The sequence below is a fragment of the Flavobacterium sp. FlaQc-52 genome (genome assembly GCF_044007495.1).
Taxonomy (GTDB): Bacteria; Bacteroidota; Bacteroidia; order Flavobacteriales; family Flavobacteriaceae; genus Flavobacterium; species Flavobacterium cupriresistens.
Map to the genome: position 1 here is coordinate 50391 of NZ_JBIPCV010000013.1, position 21530 is coordinate 71920.

At 34.8% G+C, this 21530-nt stretch carries 15 protein-coding genes and 1 other RNA gene; 9 read left to right on the forward strand and 7 right to left on the reverse strand.

Annotation, left to right across the window (positions count from 1 at the left end):
• Positions 1-37: 37 nt before the first annotated feature.
• From ACHRV5_RS19015 to ACHRV5_RS19025, 3 genes are all read right to left on the reverse strand, one after another.
• Positions 38-1222 carry a hypothetical protein gene (locus tag ACHRV5_RS19015; protein WP_395427816.1) on the reverse strand — a complete coding sequence of 395 codons (1185 nt, stop codon included), beginning with the start codon at positions 1220-1222 and terminating at the stop codon, positions 38-40.
• 31 nt (positions 1223-1253) lie between these two features.
• Complete coding sequence (locus ACHRV5_RS19020; RefSeq protein WP_395427817.1) at positions 1254-1946, reverse strand: hypothetical protein; 693 nt, start codon at positions 1944-1946, stop codon at positions 1254-1256.
• A gap of 193 nt (positions 1947-2139) precedes the next feature.
• Positions 2140-2319, reverse strand: a complete 180-nt coding sequence (locus tag ACHRV5_RS19025; RefSeq protein WP_047778710.1) for a hypothetical protein — start codon at positions 2317-2319, stop codon at positions 2140-2142.
• Between the two features lie 434 nt (positions 2320-2753).
• Here ACHRV5_RS19025 and ACHRV5_RS19030 point away from each other — a divergent pair, with 434 nt between their 5' ends.
• The 3 genes from ACHRV5_RS19030 to ACHRV5_RS19040 all read left to right on the forward strand — a co-directional run bounded on the left by ACHRV5_RS19030 (position 2754) and on the right by ACHRV5_RS19040 (position 9781).
• Positions 2754-7010, forward strand: a complete 4257-nt coding sequence (locus ACHRV5_RS19030; RefSeq protein ID WP_395427818.1) for a hypothetical protein — start codon at positions 2754-2756, stop codon at positions 7008-7010.
• 321 nt (positions 7011-7331) lie between these two features.
• Positions 7332-7694 (forward strand): BlaI/MecI/CopY family transcriptional regulator, encoded by a 363-nt coding sequence (locus ACHRV5_RS19035; RefSeq protein WP_395427819.1) that lies wholly within the window; start codon positions 7332-7334, stop codon positions 7692-7694.
• Positions 7691-9781, forward strand: coding sequence for a M56 family metallopeptidase (locus tag ACHRV5_RS19040; RefSeq protein ID WP_395427820.1), 2091 nt, complete (start codon positions 7691-7693; stop codon positions 9779-9781). Before ACHRV5_RS19035 ends, ACHRV5_RS19040 begins: the two co-directional genes overlap by 4 nt.
• Before the next feature lie 234 nt (positions 9782-10015).
• On the opposite strand, the gene ACHRV5_RS19045 is transcribed toward ACHRV5_RS19040, so the two are convergent.
• On the reverse strand, positions 10016-10507 hold the full coding sequence (locus ACHRV5_RS19045; RefSeq protein WP_395427821.1) for a hypothetical protein: 492 nt from the start codon (positions 10505-10507) through the stop codon (positions 10016-10018).
• A 391-nt stretch (positions 10508-10898) separates the two neighbouring features.
• Between ACHRV5_RS19045 and ACHRV5_RS19050 the strand changes: the two genes are divergently transcribed.
• The 5 genes from ACHRV5_RS19050 (at position 10899) to eptA (ending at position 16168) form a co-directional block, all read left to right on the forward strand.
• Positions 10899-11729 (forward strand): helix-turn-helix transcriptional regulator, encoded by an 831-nt coding sequence (locus ACHRV5_RS19050; protein WP_395427822.1) that lies wholly within the window; start codon positions 10899-10901, stop codon positions 11727-11729.
• A 96-nt stretch (positions 11730-11825) separates the two neighbouring features.
• On the forward strand, positions 11826-12401 hold the full coding sequence (locus ACHRV5_RS19055) for an ester cyclase (RefSeq protein ID WP_395427823.1): 576 nt from the start codon (positions 11826-11828) through the stop codon (positions 12399-12401).
• Positions 12402-12481: 80 nt separating this feature from the next.
• Entirely contained in the window at positions 12482-13339 is an 858-nt protein-coding gene (gene ygiD / locus ACHRV5_RS19060) for a 4,5-DOPA dioxygenase extradiol (protein WP_395427824.1), read from the forward strand.
• A gap of 482 nt (positions 13340-13821) precedes the next feature.
• Complete coding sequence (locus tag ACHRV5_RS19065; RefSeq protein ID WP_395427825.1) at positions 13822-14661, forward strand: phosphatase PAP2 family protein; 840 nt, start codon at positions 13822-13824, stop codon at positions 14659-14661.
• Positions 14648-16168, forward strand: coding sequence for a phosphoethanolamine--lipid A transferase EptA (eptA, locus tag ACHRV5_RS19070; RefSeq protein ID WP_395427826.1), 1521 nt, complete (start codon positions 14648-14650; stop codon positions 16166-16168). Before ACHRV5_RS19065 ends, eptA begins: the two co-directional genes overlap by 14 nt.
• Positions 16169-16400: 232 nt before the next feature.
• Here the strand turns inward: eptA and ssrA are convergent.
• Positions 16401-16796, reverse strand: a transfer-messenger RNA (tmRNA) gene (gene ssrA / locus ACHRV5_RS19075).
• Positions 16797-16863: 67 nt separating this feature from the next.
• Positions 16864-18066 carry a serine hydrolase gene (locus ACHRV5_RS19080; protein ID WP_047779244.1) on the reverse strand — a complete coding sequence of 401 codons (1203 nt, stop codon included), beginning with the start codon at positions 18064-18066 and terminating at the stop codon, positions 16864-16866.
• Positions 18067-18306: 240 nt separating this feature from the next.
• Here ACHRV5_RS19080 and ACHRV5_RS19085 point away from each other — a divergent pair, with 240 nt between their 5' ends.
• Positions 18307-19509 carry an NAD(P)-dependent oxidoreductase gene (locus ACHRV5_RS19085; protein ID WP_047779243.1) on the forward strand — a complete coding sequence of 401 codons (1203 nt, stop codon included), beginning with the start codon at positions 18307-18309 and terminating at the stop codon, positions 19507-19509.
• Between the two features lie 238 nt (positions 19510-19747).
• Here ACHRV5_RS19085 and fumC read toward each other — a convergent pair whose 3' ends face one another.
• The gene (gene fumC, locus ACHRV5_RS19090; protein WP_047779242.1) at positions 19748-21133 is read right to left on the reverse strand and encodes a class II fumarate hydratase; all 1386 of its coding nucleotides are present in this window, start codon (positions 21131-21133) and stop codon (positions 19748-19750) included.
• Positions 21134-21530: the final 397 nt, after the last annotated feature.

Sequence of the window (21530 nt, forward strand, 5' to 3'; positions counted from 1 at the left end):
TTGAAATTAATCATGTTTTTTTAATAGTTAAAATGATTTAATAAGTAATCATTAATACTCCCGATGCTGTACGATAAATATCACCTGCTGTCAAACCGCCTGCTAAAGCTGCTGTATTGTTCTCATAAACAGGTGCTGTTCCTATATTCATTGTTCCAATCAAAGATACTTTTGTGCCTCTTACCGTAATTTTATTTCCTATGTTAATAATGCTATTTGCGGCCGCGTCAGCTACAGCTCCTTCAGATCCTATATAAATGTTGCTACTTCCTGTTGTAACATATCTTCCTGCAAATTTTCCAATCCCAATATTAGCCGCTCCTGTAGTAACAGCGCCTAAGGAATAATTACCTACTGCATTATTTGAATTTCCTGATGTATTTAAACCTAAAGCAGTATGTCCAATAGCCGTATTAGAAAATCCTGATGTATTGTAACGTAAAGCATAAGTTCCGATTGCTGCATTTTTATCTGTACCGGTAGCATCAGACATGCAGTAGGCTCCAATAGCGGTAGATTGTCCTAATCCTGATATCATAGTAGACAGAGCTTTACATCCAATGGCTACATTATAAGGTGATGTTTGGTTTTCGGCTAATGCATATCCACCGAATGCAGTGTTTGCACTGGCGGTCGTGTTTTTGCCTAATGCTTTACCTCCAAATGCATCGTTATAAGAGCCAGTTGTGTTGGCATGTAAAGCGAAATTTCCTAATCCGGTGTTTGATTCCCCTACAGTATTAAATTCCAGAACTCCAAATCCAACACCTGTGTTATTCGATCCGGTTGTATTTACAGACAGGACATTAACACCGAGGATTGTATTTGAAGTACCTGTACCTTCTCCTTGCCCAATTCTAACGTTATTAATTAATTTATCGACTCCACCCAGTTCTTGTAATTTTGTATTGTCAACAATTCCCGATTCCGATGCGCTTACGGGAGAAGAAGACCCACCGGAAGCATTAAGAATATAGGGGTTGTTAATAGTTCCCATTCCTGTAATAGTGGTGTTGGCTCCTGCCTGTATCTTTGTTTCACTACCATCGATTAGAAGAGCATTTACTTTTTTTACCACCTTATCCGCTCCAATGACAAGTAGTTGATCTGTGGGTAGTCCGATGGGTACAGAATTAAGTTGTAATGGTTTTGTTGTAATCTGGTTTTGAGCATTTGCGATCGTTCCAATCGTTAAAATGCATAGTATAATTGCTTTTTTCATAGGTATTATTTTTTTAAGGTTTTGCTCTGATTTACTCCGGTTGTCCAATTATAAATTCTTCCGAATCCTCCAAACCACCAATCGTATCTATTAATTTAATAACAGTACCCGCAGTAAAATCAAACCAGGTTACCCATGTTTTCGGATAAGTGCCATTAAACCATGCGTTTGAGAATTCTTGTTCTCCCGGTTTTTTGTACATAAGATAAACTCCGCTATATGCACCACAGCTCAAAGATCTAAGCAGGACTTCATTATTAAGTTCATAAATGATAAAGTCATCATTACTTGAATCATTGGAAGTGAATGATACAATTCTGCCTACTTTATTGTTTAATTTGGTAAAACTGGTCATCAAACTGGTATCTCCACCGTAGTACGTTGCTTCGCAAAGGAAATTGTCTTGACAATAACCAATCACACTGTCGCCTATTTCTAAATAATCAGCTGTATTTGGTTCAACTTTAAAAACGATAAATTCTCCGGGTTTGACAATTTTAGTTTTTGCAAATAATTGGGCATGTGCTGTTTCATCTGTTTGGTGACTATCAAATAGATCGGTCTCTACTTTATTATTCAGGGTATCCACCAGATTGGTTATGTTTTTTTGTGAAATCTGTTCATCCTTATGCCAGAAACTTAGCCAGGAATCCCAAAATTGTTTTTCAGTTGGTTTTTTGCCGGTTTTAAACCAGCTTAAAATAGTCTTGATATCTGTCGTCATAGTGTATTGGTATTAATTTTAATAGTGTAATTAAATGGTAGATTTTTTAGAAAGTCAAACTTTCCTGAGATTGATTTTGGAAAGAATACGATATCGGTTTCCGCGTAGTATTCCCTTTTTTAGGGCAATTGATTTGATGTTTTTTTACTGATGGAGGACTATTTTTTACTTCCCGTCCTCCTGAGAAATACGTTTACTTTGTTACACCGGTCTGATCACCATCTTTGCTTACAATTAAGCCAAGAGCAATGCAAAGACCTGTTATTTGTGTGCCAACTTCTGTTGTGATATAACCCAAAGCAACTGCCGCTGCTACTCCTCCAACAATAATTCCTGTTACTGTTGTTTTCCAGTTTTTAATCATGTTTTTCATTTTTTATAGTTTAAATAATTAAGAGATTCAATACGTAATGACAGGTGCGCTTGCACCTTATACAGTAAATATTTTAGAATGTTAAAACCTCTGCTGAGGTTGTTGTGTTGTTTTCGTAAACAGGAGCGAACGAGAAATAATTAATGCTTAAAAATTTTCGTTTTCCCCATTTAGTATCTAATGAGACTTGGACTGTTTTATAAGATTGGTTTGGTAAATTTTGAAATTTCGGCTACCTATAAGACAAGCATATTAGCTGTTATTTAAGGGTGTAAAAGTAAGGTAGAGAAATGTAAAACGACCTAAAAAAAGACCACTGTATTCAGTAGTTTCAGTAAGTTCTGTTTCTGCTGAAACTACTGAATACAAGTGGATTGAAATTTTAAAATCACGAACTCTGATACTACTTTTACACTCAGAAAAATACTCTAGCCATGCGTAAAAATGCCATTCATAATTTCAATATTTCAATAGAAGATAGTACTGCTACAGGTAGCTCCGAACAATTAACTAAAGACATTCTAAAAGAGTTGGCCAAAGTTTCAAAAGAGATGAACCAACAAAAAGATATCGTACAAGAATGGGAGGAGCAAAAATCCCGTGAGGCTGCTGCTATTTTAAACAATTCCAATGCCTCAACCGAAGGAGGCGCTACCGATACGACTGTCGGAACGAACCAAAATTCGTTTACATCGATTAGGACTACTCCTTTGGTTTCTGAGGAGGCAAAGTCAGATTTTACTGCATCCACTATAAGAGAGACTACCAATAATAGTATTTCTTCAACTTCTTCGGGAACGATGTCAAATGATGCTGTGTCAACTGTAGGAAGGGGTAGCACTAGTAGTATTTCTTCAGTTGCTTCAGGAACTTCATCAAATACTGCTAAAACAACTTTGGGAAGGGATAATACGCAAACTATTTCTTCAGAAACTAGCGTAAATCCAACTGTACCAGCAGAAGGAGCTACCATTTTACCAAACTTATTGAATAGTACTTCTTCGACTACAGAGACAGCACAACAAACTTTAACCACTCCAACCGGAGGAGGCGTTGTTGATACTACAGGCAGAACGACTAAGAATTCTTCCACATCAACAGGCAATACTTCTCCGGGATCAGGAGCTGCAAGTAGCATTCCAAATTTAAGTAGTGGTCTGGCGACTCAAACTTATGCTAGTGTGGCAGCACAACAAATCGTGGCGGTACCGCAAAAAATGCAAATAAACACGGGCGAACCAACATTAGAAGTTATAAAAGCAGCAATTAAAAGGAAATTAGCAGTAGCTAATGAAACGAAGGATGCTGTTGCGATAACGTACTGGACCAGTATTGCTAAAGCTTTTGAGGAAAGAGACTTTGCAGCAGATTTTGATGGTAAACCGGAGCATAGATTATTTACAGAAATGTATGCCTTATTGAAACAATCCAATCAAAAGGTTATAGAAACTCAAAACTTTAATTGGGACATTGTCCGCAAAAAAATGATTAAAGCAATTGACTCCAATATATTGCATGGGAGAATTTCTAAAGGAAGTAAAGAGCGTTGGACGACGATTAAAAAACAATTAGGCGATGATAGTATTAACGTTGCTAACCTTTTTGAGCAATATGATGAACTTTTCTTATTGCTAAAAGAAGTCGAAGGGCTCGATGCCTTACCGAATACCATCACAATAACTTCCAAAACCAAAATATACCCGAATTTAAGTGCCGACAAACTATATGCATCAATTGGAAGAGAAGAGGTTTACGTATTCCTGAGAAAAATAGAAGACATTCAAGGAAGTGCCGTAAACAAAGGAGGTGTGAAAATTAAAAATGCAGAAGCAATTTCTTTTATTACAGGAGAAAGTCTCGAATTTTTCGTTGATGAAACCTTTATAAATGAAAGTCTGCATGCGAAAGAAAACATAAACTGGATTGTTTATAATAGTAAAAACAAAAAGGACAAAGGAATTGTTTTTGCAGACAAAGGAACTTCGTTTCACTATAATTTTGACAAAGCAGGAACGTATAAAATAGAAGCATACGGATTTAGACCCGGAGCAAACAATACTAAAACGATAAAAGGATCTGCTTTTGTAGAAGTAGAAATAATGGCTCAGGAAATTGTAATTACTCCTCCTGCTGCTATTAAAGACAAACTTACAAGACCTTCTGCAGAAGCACAGTTATTTAAAGTGGCTTTAAAAGACACGAAAGTAAAAACATTAAATCCGTTAAAACTTTATTATCAGGTAGTGTATACAAATGCCAATAAAGTAAGTACGATTTCAGAAGAACAAGAAGTAGATTCAACAGGTACTATTAAACTTGTTATGGCTGATTTGGGTGAATTTACTATTAAAGTATGGAGTAAAGACCAGTACGCCTTGAGCAAAAATTATAGTATTAAAACGATTAAGAATTTTGTTGACACTATAACAAAAGAAGGGGATGAAAAGAATATTTATCTATTGAAACCAATAAGTCAGGAAGCCAAATTCAAAGTTAAAACATTTAAAATTCCGGCTACTCTCCAGGAAAAGCAAAATGTAAAATGGCTGGTTTATGATAAAAACAATAAAGTATACATTCCGAATGGCTTGACATTGCAAGTAGAAAATAATCAAGCCAAAAAGCAATATTTAGCTAAAGGAGAATTTTTTGCTTTTCCTATTCCTAATGTAGAAGGAGAGTTTACTATTGAAGCTTACAGTAACAGTAGCACAAAAGAGGGAGGTAAATCGAATTCAACTTGTAAAATAGAGGTGAAATATCCGCAAGCAACAGAGGCAAGTTGGGCGTACAGTAATGGTAGTAAAAAGGGAACATCTGGTTTTGCGGGAGAAAGCAATTGGATAAAGGCAACTATTCCTAATTACAATAATCAGATTGTTAGGATCTATTTCTATTTGAATACAATTAAAACGAATCATTATTGTGATGTAAAAACAAACGAAAATGGCGAGATTTTTAAAGAAATAAAATTTGATTCTAATTTCAAAAAACAGATCGGATTCCAAAACAGAAAAACGGCCAATATCGGGTTTAAACTGGAAGGAATACAACAAGGAAAATTATATCCATTTAAAAAACCGGCTTATAAAGAAACAGATGTAGCATTGCATGTTAGCGTTGAGAAAAAAATCATTGACGCTTATTTCAGATACGATGGCAATAGGGTAACAGCAGAAGATGAAATTTCTTTTAATGCGAAAGGCACCATCTTGACTATAGTCGTTAAAACCCAAAATATGATTGGTGATGAGGTTGTGTTAACCGCTCACAAAGTGGGAGAAAAAGCGGTTTTTTCGAATAAAGCAAAAGTAAATGCAGCAGGTGTGGCGGCTACAAGTTTTTCTATAAAACGTCCTGAAGGATCGAAAAATGAAGAAAAAATGAGTTATTATGTGGGAGTTGAAGGTTATTCTACGAAACATTTAACTTATAAAGGAGTGAATATGGTGGCGGGGACTTCAAGTTCTATGAAGAATGACTCGAAAGGAGGTAGTAAAAATGCTATTGATATCGCCTATTTTCTGGAAAAATACAAAGGAGAAAATGAAGCGAATCTTAAAGTGTTGTTGACTGACATGAATGAATATTTTATGTTAGAAAAATTAGTGCCACTAAAAGAACAGGTAGCTTATATGCTTGCTACGGTTTACACGGAAACATTTAAAACATTTAAACCCGTAAGAGAAAGTTTTTGGATAAAGGATAAAACTTCAAGAGAAAGAACCTATCACAGGTACGATCCGATTTTGGCAAATACTGAAAAAAGAAGAAAAACGGCAATTGAAAGAGGGAATACAAAAGAAGGAGATGGAGTAAAATATTCCGGTAGAGGTTATGTGCAATTAACATGGAAAAATAACTATGTAAAGATGAAAGACCAGTTTGGTGTAGATTTAGTCAACTATCCTGATAAGGCAATGGAGCCAAAAATTGCTGCCAAAATTATGATTTGGGGAATGAACAATGGTATTTTCACGGGTGTTAGTATCAGCAAGTATGTAAATGAGTCAAAAACGGATTATGTTAGTGCCAGAAAAGTTATTAATGGAAAGGATCAAGCCAGGTCAATAGCAAATGATGCTGAAGATTTTGAGCAAATGATAAAAATAAACAAGAGTACAAAAGTAGGCGAGGTAAAAAGAAAGCACAGTAATATTGTTACGTTTGATCGTGGTTTGTCACAAGAGCGAATTAATCAAATTAGTAATAAGACGATAACAGTTTTAGAAAATGCGGCCAATGATTCCCTAAATAAATCGGTAATCATAACCAGTACAATTAGAAATCCTATGCAACAAGCCAAAGCGATGTATGATAATGAGTCATCTGGCAATCATATTAGATATGCAGAACCGGGTAGAAAAGTAGTTAAGCTATATAATGATTCTGTGAAAAAAGGAAAATCTGAAAATGAAACCCTGAAATTGATGGCTGAAAAAATAACAGCACTTTATAAATTGGGTGAATTAGTTTCAAAGCATTGCGTACCAGAAGAGGTTTTTAAAAATAACAATATTGTTGATGTTTCTTTTAGTCGTGGGTTAATTAATAAATTAGATTTTATACAAAGTTTACTTAGGATAGATGCTGTGACTAAAATTATACATCCTTTTCCAGGACTTAAAGCGCATAAAAAGCTGGTTCATGATTCGAAAGAAGGTGCAATACATGTTGAGGTAAAACAATAAAAAAAAGGATCATAATGTGGATTAAAATTTTAGATATCAATAAAATTACACTAAAAGATTTTTTTAAAGATTTATAAATAATAAAAACATTTACTAATAAAGGGACTGTGTCGTAGTTTTAACGAGACAGTCCCTTTATTAATTCATGGCTATAAAATAACCGGAAAGCTATAACTAAACCTTGCGCCCCTTGCGTAACCCATTGCGATCCTTGCGGTTAAATCCCCGTAACTAATAAATAACTAACAAATTAGTTTAAATATTAATAAATTAGTTTTGCTACTAACTAATTAGTAGTTATATTTGTGAAAAGATTTAACCATGATAAAATTAGCCAAAAGAGAAGAACAGATCATGCAGGTCTATTGGGATTTGAACAAAGCCTTCATTAGAGACGTAATTCCATTGTTGCCCGATCCCAAACCACATTACAACAGTGTAGCCACAATAGTCAAGATTCTGGAAGAAAAAGGATTTCTGAATCATGAAACTACAGGAAACATGCATTGTTTTTTTCCGGTAATCAGTAGAGAAGAGTATCAGAAATTTGCCTTAAAAGATATCGTTAGTCAATATTTTGATAATTCGTATCCCCGTATGCTTGCTTTTTTTGCCAAGGAGCAAAAGCTCAGCGAGAATGAATTGGATGAAATAGTTGGCATCATTAAAAAAGGAAAAGTATGATACCTTATATCTTATACACCGCCCTGATTCTCTCTGCCTGTTTTGTATTCTATAAAGTACTGCTGCAGAAAGAAACGTTCTTTGATCTCAATAGATTTGTTTTGTTGGGCTGTATGCTTGTGGCTTTTATTTTGCCGTTGCTTCCCGTACCACATCAATTCTCATTTAGAAAAGATACTGTACTGACAGCTATTCCGGCAGCTAAGGTTGCTGTTGACAAAACAACAACTGTAGCGAAACAAACAGCACCCGTTCAGGAAGTTTTGGTGGAACAAACCCAACAACACTTTAATGTTGAGGTAATGTTACAATGGCTGGTTTATTTGTATTGGTTTGGCGTACTAATTTTTGGACTTAACTTTTTGATGCAGGCCGTTATACTGTTATATCGATCCTATTCATTATCGGTCATTCAGGATGGCAAATTCAGGATTGTCGAGATAAAAGACGACAAAGCCCCTTGTTCGTTTGCGAATACCATTTTTATCAATCCCGAAAAATACGAGTGGGATACGTACAATCAGATTTTGTTGCATGAGAAAATTCATGTGCAGCAAAAACACACTATTGATCTTTTACTGGCTGAGGTAGTTCTTATTTTTCAATGGTTTAATCCATTTGCCTGGCAGTGGCGAAAAGTGCTGGAGAGCAATCTCGAATTTTTAACAGACAACAAAATGTTAGAACAGAACACAGTCGAAAAAGAAAGTTATCAGTTTAGCCTGCTCAAAGTAGCAGCGCCACAGTTTCCTTTGAGTCTTACAACCAACTATAATCAATCATTACTCAAAAAACGAATCATTATGATGAATTCAAAAAAATCAAACGTACACACAACCTGGAAATATTTTTTCCTGGTGCCTTTATTGGTATTGTTTGCCTGCCTTTTTAATCAACCGGCAGCGCAAAGTCAGACTTTAAATTCCGATCTAAAAGAGAAAGAATCTAAAGCACAGTCGAACATTCAGAACGGAATGGAAACAGAAGGAAACTGGTTTGCCACTATCAAAGGCAATACGGTAAATATCCAATTCAAAAACGACGGCGATAATAGTTCGTCAACGACTTTTCAATTGAGCGAATTGAAAGGATTGGCAATGGACAAAAAAAGCGAGTTCACGATAACACGTGAAGCAGGAACCATGAATTTTATAGGAAAATTTGAAGGACAAACCGGAATGGGAACCTATAAATTTGTAGCCAATAAAAAATTCAGCAAAGAAATGGCTCAAGAAGGAGTTGAAGTTGCAGATGATGAAGATCTGATGGTGTTTTTTATCGTAAATTTAAAAAGCTCTTATGTGAAAATGCTGAAGAAAAACGGTTACAAAAATGTAGATAAAGACCAGTTGATTCCGTTGGCAGCTTTAGATGTAAACGAAGACTATGTTACTTCTATCAAAGAATCGGGACTTACAAATTTTGATCTGGAAGATTTAATTCCTTTTAGATCAATGGGAATTGATAAAGCTTTTATCGACGAAATTCGCAAAGCAGGCTATAAAGATATTAGTGCCGATAAACTCATTGCTTTAAAATCTCAGGGTATTGATGGGAAATATATTGCTGATTTTCAGGATGCCAATAAAGGAAATTCCGGTAAGATAACCGAGGATGATATTATAGGATTTAAATCAATGGATATCGATAAAGATTTTGTGGATTCCTTTAAACAATTAGGATACAATGATCTTTCCAATGATGAACTGATGTCTTTAAAATCCTTAAATATTACTCCGGAATACGTAAAAGAGTTTGAAAAAATGGGGTACAAAAACATCAAAGTCGACGATTTGTTTGCTTTAAAATCCATGAATATTACGGCGAAATATATAAATGATATCGAAAAAGCAGGTTATAAAAACATCAAACCGGATGATTTATTTGCTTTGAAATCACAGAATATAACAGCCGATTTAATCAAACAATACAAAGATCTGGGTTTTACTGATTTGAATCTGGATGATGTTATTGCTGCAAAAGCGATGGGAGCTTCGCCTCAGTTTGTCAAATCGATGAAAGAAAAGGGGCATAATTTTAAAAACCTTGACAAGTATGTAGAACTGAAAGCTATTGTTGGCAGATAAAACAGATAGTAAATTTTGTTACTTACTTTAGGTCTGTAAGTTTAGACCAAATACAAAAAACAGTTGAGGTGTGAGACTACAACTCAAATGCAATAAAGCCCAAACCGAAATAGGATTGGGCTTTTGTTTTTGAGAGATTTATGTTGTAATAGCGTCCTTGTGGTTAAACTTCACTCAAAGCCAGAGACGTTTGTGTAGCTTTTCATAGGAACTTTTTATGTAGTAGGAAGAGAGTTAAAATAATGAATCATAATTTCCTAATGGGCAAATTTCTTCACAACGGTCTATATAATTTTCGATTTCATCTTCAGTCCCATTGCTGGAGTATTCTGCTAAAACTAATAAGATTTCAAAAAACTGAATTTCATTTTCTACAAATAATGCGTGGATATTATTTATTTCATCACCATAAATTATATAAATTCGTCCAGTTTTTTCATCAAGCGCTAAATAGCCTCCATCGATACCTCCGACCAATAGATACCCATTTATGTATCGCAAAACATCATCAAAAAATATATTTCTGATTCTAAAAAATCTCAAATCATAATTATTCAAAAAATCGAATACTATTGAGTCATATCTGTTTTGTACTTCTTTTGGTTTTAGGATAAATTCATTATTTAGAATTTCAAGAGCTAATTCTTGTGAATATCCTTGCTGTAGTAAATCATCTAATTTAGGCTGTAAGCTTAAAAGCTTTTCCTTAAATTTCCTTAAATTCATGTTTTTGGTTTTTAATGTTTTAGAGGATAACAGAATAATTCCCACTCTCCGAAGAGTTTGTGATAAAAAGCTGTCTAAATGTCTCTGACTTTGCGCTTTTTCATAACTATTTTTAGAATTAAAAGGTTTCTTAAAGTATCCGACTTTAAGAATGATTATCTCCGAAGATTGATTTTAAATTCAATACCGCTGCGCTTGCGCTTACTGGGTTTAAAAGTATATAATCTAATTTTGACCACATAGATTTATTCGTGTATTTTTTTTTGAGTGATTAACATTTCCATCAATTCCGAGTTTCCTCTTGATGGATTTTTATATATTTATACTAGTAAAAAGACCGTTTACTATTTCTAAATTTAGACATCCATCCCGATAAGTAACACACAATAAAATGACAGAAATTTTCAAAATATACAAATTTGGAGTCGAAGATGTCGAAAAAAATGAAGTATTGCTTAATGAGCCGCACAGCCACAATTACGAAGAGTTAATTATTGGTATTGAGGGGCAGATTGATCATTTTATAGATTTTAACTCTACGGTTTTTAATGCCCCTTTTATTTCTTTTGTGACCAAAGGTAAAGTACACAGAGCCAAACCGGGTTTAAAAGACGGAAAATGTGATTTATGGGTCATTCGGTTTAGTAGTGAGTTTATTCCCGAAACCGTTTTTCAACTTTATTCCTATTATCATAATGAGGCCAATATTTCGCTTCAAAGAGATATGTGTTTCTCGAGATTGTTGTCACTCTGCGAAATGATGTACATGGAAAGTATTCAGGAAGAACCTGATTTGGGAATTATACGGCAATTGCTTGGCGCTTTATTTACGATGATAGAATCGGAAAGAAGGAAATCAAAATTAGAGAATGAAAGTATTGAAAAAACAAAAAGTCTGACTTTTAAGAACTTTTTGATATTATTGGAGCAACATTATACGAAACCCGAAGGAGCCAATTTTTATGCTGACAAATTGTCGATGAGCAGCAGAAATCTTAATCTAATCAGTCAGCGGATATTACAGCAAAGTGTCTCTGAAATCATTGAAACCAGAAAACTGATACAAGCCAAAAATCTGCTAACAACTACAGATATGACCATTTCCGAAATTGGTTTTGCATTAGGATTTAGCGAAAATACTTATTTCACCCATGTTTTTAAGAAAAAGTCGGGACTTACTCCGAGTGAATTCAGAAGTGAAATGAAAAAACTCATTTCCTAAAAACACCATACTTCTTCCTAATAGTGTTATATCCGGCCTTTATATAATTTACAACTTTGTACTATCATTTTTTAATAACCAAAAATTATAGCTACAATGAAAACAATTTCAAGAAAAATTATTCCGGCAGCAGTATTAATTATGGCCATCACAATGGTTAGTTGTGAACAGAAAAAAGAGCTTCCGACTGAAGAAAGCGCTACAGCATTAAAACAACTAAAAGTACTAACTGCCGCAAACGAGGTTATTACTGAGAATCTCGCAAAATTTGACACCTTAGATTATACGGTATTCAGTAATCAACAATGGGAACGACTACATGAAAGCCATGCAAAAGACATTCTTGTTCATTTTCCTGACGGACATACCGAAAAAGGATTGGAGCAGCACATCAAAACACTAAGTGCCATGTTTGTGTATGCGCCCGACACCCGAATCAAAGAGCACCCTATCCGAATTGGCTCCGGTAACACAACAGCAGTTATCGGTACTATGGAAGGAACTTTTACCGTACCAATGCCAATAGGTGGAGGCAAGTTTATACCTCCAACAGGTAAGAAATTTAAATTACCAATGGCGACCATAGGGATCTGGAAAGACGGAATCATGACAGAAGAATATCTTTTCTGGGATAATAAATCGTATATGGATCAAATCGGACTTGGTAAATAATTACAACAAAAGGACATATAATTTTATTTATTTTAAATAATCTGACCTAAGGAATGGACAGGAAAAAATTTTTAAAAACAATGGCAATAGTACCACTTACAGGAGTCGCTCTCAAACTAAATGTATTAAGTAAATTGTCGGATCAATTAGAGAGTACCGAAAAAATGCCCCTATTATTTTTGGGGCATGGTAATCCGATGAACGCTATCGAGGATAATGTATTTGTTGAAGGATTTAAAAATGTCGCAAAAACATTAGCCAATCCCAAAGCGATTCTTTGTATATCGGCGCATTGGGAAACAAAAGGCACATTTGTAACCGCTATGGAGATGCCACGTACCATTCATGATTTTGGTGGTTTTCCACAGGCCTTATTTGATGTACAGTATCCGGCCAAAGGGAGTTTTGAATTAGCGAAGGAAACCCAACAGTTAATTACTAAAACTCAAATTGAACTGGATTACGAATGGGGACTTGATCATGGTTCCTGGAGTGTTGTAAAACATTTGTATCCAAATGCGGATATTCCCATTATTCAAATGAGTATCGATTACTCACAACCTGCGTCCTATCACTATGAACTGGCAAAAGAACTGGCCGCACTAAGAAGAAAAGGGATTTTAATTATCGGTAGTGGTAATATGGTTCACAATCTCAGAATGGCAGCATGGGATCAAATGAAGGCACCCGGATACGCCTATGATTGGGCAACCGAAGCGAATGAGAAAATGAAAAAACTAATCTTAGATGGCGATCATCAGCCTTTGATTGATTACCGTTCGCAAGGTAAAGCATTCGATTTAGCGATACCCACTCCGGAACATTATCTGCCGTTGCTTTATACACTTGCCTTGCAAGAGAAAAATGAAGAGGTAAGTCTTTTTAACGATTATCTCATTGCAGGATCACTTAATATGATGTCAATAAAAATTGGGTAGTGGTTTAGCATAATCAGTCCGAGTCGCCGGGAATCGAACCCGGGGACAAACAAAGAATGAAAGGAGTTTTCTATAGGCTAACTCTCCCTCACTTTGAAGGGGGAATAAAAAAATGCGCAACTGTCTCTGACTTTGCGCATTTTTTTATGACTTATTAAATTAGATGTCTTTTAAATTTTTAAAGTCATGATCATCGAGATCATTGATATTTTGAATTTAAGCATTCAAATATTAATTAGATTAAACCAATTGTAAACTGATTAATAAAACTCCTATACATCTGGCTTCTTTTGTCAAATATTTTGAATAGGAGAATAGGTGTTTTTAGGAGCTAGTAATAGGTTTTTTTAAAGTGTAAATATGAATGGAAGTATTTAATATTAAACTCTTCTTGATTACTTACATCGCATTACAATTAAAGCAAGAGAAACGTTTTTACTTTTTGTTTGAAATAGAGCGATACAAGTTGAATTAATCTATTGATGCAAAAAATGATGAATAGTAGCATTATTTACCATTATACAAAAGTCAAAGGGACTTTTTTTTATTTACCATTATTTCTGTTAATTAGTATTGCGCTCTATCTTTACACGCAAGATAGTCTCGATGCCTACTCTTATGCTCAAATCCAAAAGAATACTTTCTTTTATCTTAATAGCAAGTTATCTCAGTATCCGGATCTTCAAAGTAACCTTAGCGAAACAGGGGATACGTTGGTTGCTTTTTCATTTTTAAGTTTATTTGTTCTATACGCCCCAAAAGTATGGGAAGATTTATTGTCAGCGTCGCTTGTTGGGCTATTATTTTCGATAGTATTAAAAAAGATATTTGCTGTGCCAAGGCCCGCAGCCGTATTTAATACAGATAATTTTGTAATCATTGGAAAAACATTGTGTGGCTGTAATAGTTTACCTTCGGGACATTCCATAACAGTTTTTACAACACTGACGGTTTTGTTACTTACGTTTATGCCGAAAAAAACAATTCATAAAATTGTATTGTGCAGTTTTGTACTTGTGTTGGGATTAATTCTCGTCCTTGCCAGAGTAGCGGTTGGGGCACATTATCCGCTTGATATTATTGTGGGAAGTATTATTGGTTATATCTCGGGACTTCTGGGAATTTTTATTAACCAAAAATATAATATTTGGTCCTGGATTAACAATAAAAAATACTATCCTGTTTTTATTTTAATGTTTATAACTATATGTTTTTTAATGATATATAAAGAGATGCATGAAAATTTAATGATTTTTAGTCTATCTTTAGTTTGCTTAATTATTTCAATTTGTAAAATTACTACTGTCTATGCTAAAAAGTAATTTAAGACTGTCTCATTTTGCCATGTTAATGAGTTTTATCAACTTTTTATTCTTTCATTTTTCATTTTTTTCCTTTGTTGTTGATAATCTTGATTCTAAAAGTTTTAACGGTAGTATAATTATTATTAGTTTAATAGTATCCGTTTTACTTGTAAACTTTATGGTTTTTTATATACTGCTTTTTTTGTCACATTTTGTTGGAAAGCTCCTTTTGGTGTTGTTTTTCTTTATCAATGCAATTGCCATTTATTTTGTTAATACGTACAGTGTAATAATTGACGAAAGTATGATTGGCAATGTGTTGAATACCAATTTTGAAGAATCCGGTAGTTTTTTTTCAATAAAATTAGTAGTCTATGTAATTGTGCTTGGAGTTATTCCCGGTGTTTACATTGTAAAAGCAAAAATTATAAACGAAACGTTTAATAAATTTTTAATCACTTCTTCACTTAGTTTATTGTTGGTATTAATTTTAGTATTTGTCAACGCAAACAACTGGTTGTGGATTGATAAAAATTCAAAAAAATTAGGAGGACTGGTAATGCCTTGGTCGTATTCAGTAAATGTTTCGCTTTTCTATATTCATAAACATAAAAAGAACGAAAAAGAAATTTTATTGCCCAATGCGACGATAAAAGATACTAAAAAGGCAATCGTGGTTTTAGTAATTGGAGAATCGGCAAGAAGCCAGAATTTTTCTTTATACGGATATGCGAAAAACACCAATCCTTTGCTTTCTAAGACACCGAATTTACATCATTTTAACGCTACTTCTTTAGCCACTTATACCACTGCAGGTGTGAAATCTATTCTGGAACATAAAAGAACGGACGATCTCTATGAAGTTCTGCCCAATTATTTGTATCGAAATAATGTAGAAGTAATTTGGAGAACCACAAACTGGGGAGAACCGCCAATTCATATTAAAAATTATCAAAACAGAGAATCTTTAAAGTTAAATTGTAAAGGCGAAGGCTGTAATTACGATGAAATTCTTTTAACCGGACTAAAAGAACAAATAGTATCAAGTAACAAAAATAAAATATTGATAGTACTGCATACCAGTACGAGTCATGGACCAACATATAGCAAGAAATACCCAATTGAATTTGAGAAATTTAAACCGGTTTGCAAGAGTGTTGAGTTAGGAAATTGCTCTCATAACGAATTGATTAATGCCTATGACAATACCATTGTTTATACTGATTACATCTTATCTAAAGTAATTGAAGACTTAAAACAATTAAAAGAGTACAATAGCACCATGATTTATGTTTCAGATCACGGAGAATCATTAGGAGAAAAAAATCTGTATATGCACGGACTGCCGATAAGCATTGCACCTAAAGAACAATACGAAATCCCTTTTATTGTTTGGTTATCTGATGGAAAAAAGCAACTCAAACCTAATAAAACAGTATCTCAAAATTATGTATTTCATAGCGTTTTAAATTTTCTAGACGTTCAGAGTCCAATTTATGATGAGAAAATGAATATTTTTAGATAGTGAATTACTTTGCTGCTTTTTGGAAGGATTTCTGATAAAAATTGAGGAAGTGTGTCCGTATTTGTGTAGCGTCTGCCGGATATTTAGAAGAGTTAGGGCTTTTGAGATATTTATGTTCTTAGCAAAAAATGCGCAAAGTCAGAGGTATTCGCGAGTTTTTCAGTAGAATTCCTCGGAGAGCGATGTAAGAGCAAGAAAAAAGCCTGTAAACTATTTTATGTTTACAGGCTTTTTGTGGAGTCGCCGGGAATCGAACCCGGGTCCAAACAAGCAACTAAAGAGCTTTCTACACGTTTATTTCCTGATTGGATTTTCGTTGTTAAGCTAGGTCAGGAACAACCACTCAACACTTATCTTCTTAATTTCGAAATCCACCCGAAGCTCATGGATATCTAGGTTTATTTTTACGGTTCCCCTAAACTGACCGCCACAAACCAAGGCTTTCAAGGAGAATCCAGCTTCCCTATCTGATAGGGACGTGGCTAATCTTACTATAATTCAGATTATGCAGCTAAAGCGTAGTTATTTTCGCCGTGTAAAATTGTAAGATCTTATATTTACGAGCAAGGTCTCAATGCTCGACGTGCTTACTGTTCAATTCGACTTGCTGTCAAAACCAGTCGACCCCAAAAATGAGTTTGCAAATTTATACTATTTGAAGTTACTTCTGTAATAAATTTTGCAGAAAAATGATTTTATTCTTCGTCTTTAAAATTAAACGGGTAATCTCCAAAAATCGGAGCCAGTTTACGAACCGCATAAGTGTTTCGTGTCATTTTGTTCGACAAGGCAATAATAGTTACATTTTCTTTCTTTAAAGTAATATAAGAAGAGGTATTACCATGCCACCAGCCATTGTGGAAATAAAAATTCTGTCCCGTTTCCCAATTGATCATTCTGATTCCTAAACCATAATTTTTAGTTCCTTTACGCTCATTGCTGTAACCGGTATACACCTGTTTCAATAAATCGGGCTTTAAAAAATCAGGTGAATTTCTGGCTCTGTCGAATTTTAATAGATCTCGTACCGTTGAAAATACATTTTTGTCCCCGTAAACATTATCTAAATAGTCAAAACCAATTTCTACACCATTACCTTTATAGGAAGGGACAATTGTTTTTCTTTCTTTATCATCGTCGAAAATATACGTATGGGTCATTCCTAAAGGTTTGAAAATCATTTGAGACATTGCCTCCTTATAAGTTAAACCCGTGATTTTTTCGATAATAAGCGCCAGCATGGCATAATTGGTATTGCAATAAGCAAATCGGGTACCGGTTGTAGCCTCTAATCCAATATTTTTTGTGGCAAGAATTTCGAGAATGTCTTTATTGGTCAGCTGATTGTGTCGGTCCCAAACCGATTTGTCTCGGTCTGTGAAATAAGCATAGTTGCGCATTCCGCTACGATGACTTAATAACATTCGAACCGTACATTCCGGATAAGGAAAGGTTTTTAAAATCGTATTTACCTTTTGATCCAAATCTAATTTTCCGGCATTGACCAATTTTAAAACCGCCGTAGCAGTCAAAACTTTACTGACAGAAGCAATTTGTACTGGAGTATCTGCTGTTATTTTAGTGCCTTCATTTTTATTGGCAAATCCATTGTAGCGTTCAAAGATAATCTGACCATTTCGGGCAACCAAAAAGCTACCATTCATGCTATTATTTGGCCAGTTTTTGTTGTAAAAATGATTTATCCTTCCTGCAACAGAATTTATATAAGCTTGACTTATTTTTTTTTCAGGACCTAAAGGTTTCATTTTAGGCAAGGTATCCTCGACCGTTGTAACCTCTTTATCTGTATTGTTTTTATTTTTTCCGCACGACCCTAAAACTAAAATTAGGAGAAGTATTTGTGCTATATTTGTTTTTTTAAGGAAGCTCATTTTCATCATTCTTTGAAAACAAATATATAGAATTCAATACTTTTGTTTGAGCATTTTTAAATCTACAACATCTAGTTTTTAACTTTTTTTTAACGTCTTTTTTTTCTAGTTGATTGTACATCAGCTTTTAGCGTTATATTTTTGTTTAAAATTAAAGAATTACAACAAAAATTTAACTTATTTTGTTATATTTGAAACAAATTCAATCAAAAAAGTTATATTAATATTCACTTTAATCCGATATAAATGAAATTTGGTATTATAAAAGAACGAAAAAACCCACCGGACAGACGCGTTGTGTTTGCTCCTAATGAATTGGCTAAACTGAAACAGCTTTATCATGAAGCTACTGTTGAGGTTGAAAGTTCAGATATTAGAATATTTTCTGACGTTCAATATAAAAGTATGGGAATAACGGTTACAGAGGATGTTTCTGACTGTGATGTTTTATTTGGTGTAAAGGAAGTTCCTGTAGAGAACTTAATTCCAAATAAAGCGTACTTCTTTTTTTCACATACCATAAAAAAGCAACCTTATAATAAAAAGTTGTTGCAAGCTATTTTGGAAAAGAAGATTGATCTGTATGATCATGAGACCATAGTTGACAGTCACAATCGAAGACTAATCGGTTTTGGAAAATATGCCGGAATGGTTGGTGTCTATAACGGAATTCGCGCATTCGGAATTAAATTCGAATTGTTCAAATTGCCAAAAGCAGAAACACTTGCGGGTAAAGAGGCGTTAATTATGCACTTAAAACGCATTACTTTACCTCCTTTAAAATTTGTAATCACCGGAACCGGTAAGGTTGGGAGTGGAGCCAAAGAAATTCTGGATGCCATAAAAGTAAAGGAAATAGCAGTAGAGAATTATTTGACTAAAAATTATACACAGCCGGTTTATGTACAACTGGATGTTTTAGAATATAACAAACGCATTGACGGACAGCTTCTCGATTTTAATGATTTCGTAGCACATCCTGAGGCTTATGTTTCGGACTTCGAAAAATTTACAAAAGTGACCGATATCTATTTTACAGGTCATTTTTATGCCAGTGAAGCTCCGGCTATTTTGACAAGAGAAATGTTAAATGCAAGTGACTGCAAGATAAAAGTAGTTGCGGATATTTCTTGTGATGTGAATGGGCCGATTGCATGTACCTTACGTTCTTCTACGATTGCAGAGCCTATTTACGGATACTGGCCAAGTGAAGACAAAGAAGTAGATGTATTTCATCCCGGTGCTATTGTAGTGATGGCAGTTGATAATTTGCCATGCGAAATCCCAAAAGATGCCAGTGAAGGTTTTGGAGAACAATTTATGGAATACGTTATTCCTGCTTTTTTCAACGGAGATAAAGACGGAATTTTAGAACGTGCAAAAATGACGGAAAACGGAAAACTAACACCAAGATTCAGTTACTTACAAGATTATGTAGATGGAAAGTAAGGGGGAGTTTTAAGTTTCAGGTTTCAAGTTTAAAACAAGGCCTATAATTAAAAAGAATAAAAAAAGGGAAAAGCTTTTAAGCTTTTCCCTTTTTTTATAACCTGAAACCTGAAACCTGAAACCTGAAACCTGAAACCTGAAACCTGAAACCTGAAACCTGAAACCTGAAACCTGAAACCTGAAACCTGAAACCTGAAACCTGAAACCTGAAACCTGAAACCTGAAATCAGCCTATAGTTTATACCATTTCCTCAGGCTTAACCCAGGCGTCAAAATCTTCAGGAGTTACATAGCCTAAACGAACGGCTTCGTCTTTAAGAGTTGTTCCGTTTTTGTGTGCGGTCTGAGCGATTTCGGCGGCTTTGTAATATCCGATTTTAGTATTTAGAGCGGTAACCAACATCAAGGAGTTGTCAACCAGTTCTTTGATACGTTTGTGATTCGGTTCGATTCCCTGTGCGCAATGTTCATCAAAAGAAATACAAGCGTCACCTAATAAATGAGCAGATTGAAGGAAGTTTGCAGCCATAACGGGTTTGAAAACATTCAATTCGTAATGTCCTTGCATACCGCCAACAGCAATTGCCATATCATTTCCTATAACTTGTGCGCAAACCATCGTCAGGGCTTCACATTGCGTAGGATTTACTTTCCCCGGCATAATAGAAGATCCCGGTTCGTTTTCAGGGATGTGAATTTCTCCAATTCCCGAACGAGGTCCTGAAGCTAACATTCTGATATCATTCGCAATTTTATTTAAAGAAACAGCCAGTTGTTTTAACGCTCCGTGCGTTTCAACAATAGCATCATGCGCAGCCAAAGCTTCAAATTTGTTCTCAGCAGTTATAAAAGGGTGATTGGTGAATTCTGCAATGTATGCAGCCACTTTTACATCGTATCCTTTTGGAGTGTTAAGACCTGTTCCTACTGCAGTTCCGCCCAAAGCAATTTCAGCTAAGTGTGCTAAGGTATTTTTTAAAGCTTTCAATCCGAATGTTAATTGAGCAGCGTAACCGGAAATTTCCTGTCCTAAAGTAAGCGGGGTAGCATCCATAAGGTGGGTACGGCCAATTTTTACGACATCTTTATATGCTACAGCTTTTGCGTGTAGTGTATCTCTTAATTTTTCAACACCGGGAATTGTAGTTTCTACAATCATTTTATAAGCTGCAATATGCATTCCAGTTGGAAAAGTATCGTTTGATGATTGCGATTTATTGACATCATCATTGGCTTTTATGAATTGCTCGCCTTCTCCAATTTCAAAACCTTTAAGCACCTGAGCACGGTTGGCGATTACTTCGTTTACGTTCATGTTACTTTGTGTACCGGAACCTGTTTGCCAGATTACCAACGGAAACTGATCGTCTAATTTACCGGCCAAGATTTCGTCGCAAACTGCTGCGATGGCATCTCTTTTTTCTATTGGTAAAACACCTAAATCGTGATTGGCATAAGCCGCAGCTTTTTTCAAGTAAGCAAAACCTTCTATAATTTCTTTAGGCATAGAGGCCGATGGTCCGATTTTGAAATTATTTCTTGAACGTTCTGTTTGAGCACCCCAATATTTATCGGCTGGGACTTGAACTTCCCCCATGGTGTCTTTTTCTATTCTGTATTTCATTTGCTTGATGTAAAAAATTATTTATTGTAATATCAGTATTTGTAAAATGTCATTTGTAAACTGTAGTCCGAGACTGAGACCGAGACTGAGGCTAAAAACCGCCCCATACTCCCGCGTCTGTAAACTTAAAAAAAAATCCTTATTTAAAATGATTTTAAATACACTAATTATTCTTATTTTATAAAAAATGATTTGGTTTTTATTGGCAACGAAAAATATTAGAGTTACATTTGTGCCTACATTCAAAAATTCCGGAAAACATGTTTGAATTTTCACAGTACTTAGGCTTTTTACTTTTCTTAACCATACTAACTATAGGGTTTTGGTTGATGTTTTTCTTAGTTGGATTCGTATCTTATTGGGTTACGGGTGCTAGCTGGGAAATGTTCAAAGAAAT

Coding starts and splice junctions, on each gene's coding strand:
- ACHRV5_RS19035 (WP_395427819.1), top strand. CDS start 7,332: ATGATAAAATTAGCCAAAAGAGAAGAACAGATCATGCAGGTCTATTGG.
- fumC (WP_047779242.1), bottom strand. CDS start 21,133: ATGAAATACAGAATAGAAAAAGACACCATGGGGGAAGTTCAAGTCCCA.
- ACHRV5_RS19085 (WP_047779243.1), top strand. CDS start 18,307: ATGAAATTTGGTATTATAAAAGAACGAAAAAACCCACCGGACAGACGC.
- ACHRV5_RS19020 (WP_395427817.1), bottom strand. CDS start 1,946: ATGACGACAGATATCAAGACTATTTTAAGCTGGTTTAAAACCGGCAAA.
- ygiD (WP_395427824.1), top strand. CDS start 12,482: ATGGCAATAGTACCACTTACAGGAGTCGCTCTCAAACTAAATGTATTA.
- ACHRV5_RS19055 (WP_395427823.1), top strand. CDS start 11,826: ATGAAAACAATTTCAAGAAAAATTATTCCGGCAGCAGTATTAATTATG.
- ACHRV5_RS19050 (WP_395427822.1), top strand. CDS start 10,899: ATGACAGAAATTTTCAAAATATACAAATTTGGAGTCGAAGATGTCGAA.
- eptA (WP_395427826.1), top strand. CDS start 14,648: ATGCTAAAAAGTAATTTAAGACTGTCTCATTTTGCCATGTTAATGAGT.
- ACHRV5_RS19025 (WP_047778710.1), bottom strand. CDS start 2,319: ATGAAAAACATGATTAAAAACTGGAAAACAACAGTAACAGGAATTATT.
- ACHRV5_RS19015 (WP_395427816.1), bottom strand. CDS start 1,222: ATGAAAAAAGCAATTATACTATGCATTTTAACGATTGGAACGATCGCA.
- ACHRV5_RS19080 (WP_047779244.1), bottom strand. CDS start 18,066: ATGAAAATGAGCTTCCTTAAAAAAACAAATATAGCACAAATACTTCTC.
- ACHRV5_RS19065 (WP_395427825.1), top strand. CDS start 13,822: ATGCAAAAAATGATGAATAGTAGCATTATTTACCATTATACAAAAGTC.
- ACHRV5_RS19045 (WP_395427821.1), bottom strand. CDS start 10,507: ATGAATTTAAGGAAATTTAAGGAAAAGCTTTTAAGCTTACAGCCTAAA.
- ACHRV5_RS19030 (WP_395427818.1), top strand. CDS start 2,754: ATGCGTAAAAATGCCATTCATAATTTCAATATTTCAATAGAAGATAGT.
- ACHRV5_RS19040 (WP_395427820.1), top strand. CDS start 7,691: ATGATACCTTATATCTTATACACCGCCCTGATTCTCTCTGCCTGTTTT.